Origin of the sequence: Streptobacillus notomytis, assembly GCF_001902585.1 — a bacterium.
GTDB classification, from domain to species: Bacteria; Fusobacteriota; Fusobacteriia; order Fusobacteriales; family Leptotrichiaceae; genus Streptobacillus; species Streptobacillus notomytis.
On the sequence record NZ_LKKV01000129.1, the window covers coordinates 1 to 1,752 of the forward strand.

Consider the following 1,752-nt stretch of genomic DNA (forward strand, 5'->3'; position numbering starts at 1 on the left):
TAAGTGTTAAGGCTGATAGTATTAAAGTAAAAGGACATCATGAAAAAGAAACAATAAATGAAGGACAATTTATAGAAAGAAAAAAATCAGAAGGGTATATTGCTTGGAATTATCAAAAAAATGATTCAAGTTGGTATAATCCTTTAGGTGGTAACAAAGAATATAATTATTTTATGGAAGTTAAATCAGATAAACAAACAACAAAATCTAAAGAGACTCTAGATTTAGATCATCAAATATATAATTTTGAGATTAATACAGAATACAAACAAGATAGAGGTATTAATTTTGATTTAGATATAGATGTAATGTATAATGAAACAAAGTTAAATGGAACTAAGAAAATAACTAAAATAGATGAAACAAAATCAAGAGTAATAATAGTTACTACAAGTAGCAATAATCCTAATCCTAGTGAAACAGAAATAAAAGATGATAATAAGAAAGTAAATGTAGATAAGAATAATATACTAAATTCATTAAAAGATCATCTTAAAAATAAAAAACCAAGCCCAAAAGATCAAAAAATATATAATAAAAATGCTACGAATCTTGTTGGTAGAGAAGTAACTGAACAAGAACTAAAAGAAATACTTTCAGATACTAAGAAAGTAGAAGAGAAAACATACAATAATGTTTTCTTACACACTAAGAAAATAAATGGTAAATTAGATATGTACTTAGGATATAACTTTAATCCTAAGGATAAAATGATAGTTTCTACTGGAATAAAATATAATTTAAATGTAGATTATGAGGTAACTAGTAAGTTAATATTAGAGGATATTAAATTATTTGGAAGTAGAAAAATACTAATTAAAAATACAGTAATTCCAGAAGTTAAAATGACATATAATTTAATTAATAATTTAAATGCTAGGTTAAGTGCAGAATTACCTATAAGTTTTGAGAATAGAGAATATAAAGATGTTAAATTTAACGTTAGAACAGGACTTGAATACAGATGGTAATATTAAGGTAGATAAAATATAAAATAGTTATATTTTTGTATTAAGAAAATATTGAAAAGTTAAAGTCTAGAAATCTATTAAAAATGGGAATGGCTACAAAGTATTAAGAATTTTTATTTAAATTTATTGTAAAAGTAATGTTTTTACTATATAATATGAACTAGACTAGGGAGGTTGATTGATGTAATATAGAGGAGGTTTATGATATTATCATAAATATATTATGAAATATAAAAAAATATTGTTTTTACTACTTTTATTATCTTCTATTAAATATTCTATGGAAGAAAAAAGTAAAATTGAAGGGGAAGTGACTTTTAGTTTTGATTCTACAGCTGGAGTAGATGGAGCTGAAAATATTTTTCAATTTGTTCCAACAATAATAGATACATTTAGACCGATTAAATCTTTTAATTATAAAAAGGATAACGTACCTAAATATATCTCCCAGTCATACTATTATGAATGGCGTCCTAGATATAGCGGAGTAACTAGAGATGTAGAACTTGCAGTAAAATACCTATCTCAGAATATAGAACTAAGAAAGAGAGTAAACTTTAAGTTAAAAGAGAACTATTTAGGATTAGGACTAAAAGTAGATATATTAGGAAAGAAGATAACACATAGTAATTTTTTAGAAAATAATGATATAGAAAAAATAAAATTAACATTATTTTCAGAAAATAAGTATGTAAATGGAGAATTAAATTACTATGTAAAAGGAGAAAGTAAAGAAAAAGTAGATATAGATAAAACAGATATAGAGAAGGAATTAAAAAAT

General features: G+C 23.5%; 2 pseudogenes. Both read left to right on the forward strand.

Annotated features, from left to right (window positions below):
- Positions 1-971 (forward strand): annotated as a pseudogene (locus BUE91_RS07200) (hypothetical protein); the annotation flags it as partial.
- A 223-nt stretch (positions 972-1,194) separates the two neighbouring features.
- Positions 1,195-1,752 (forward strand): annotated as a pseudogene (locus tag BUE91_RS06655) (hypothetical protein); the annotation flags it as partial.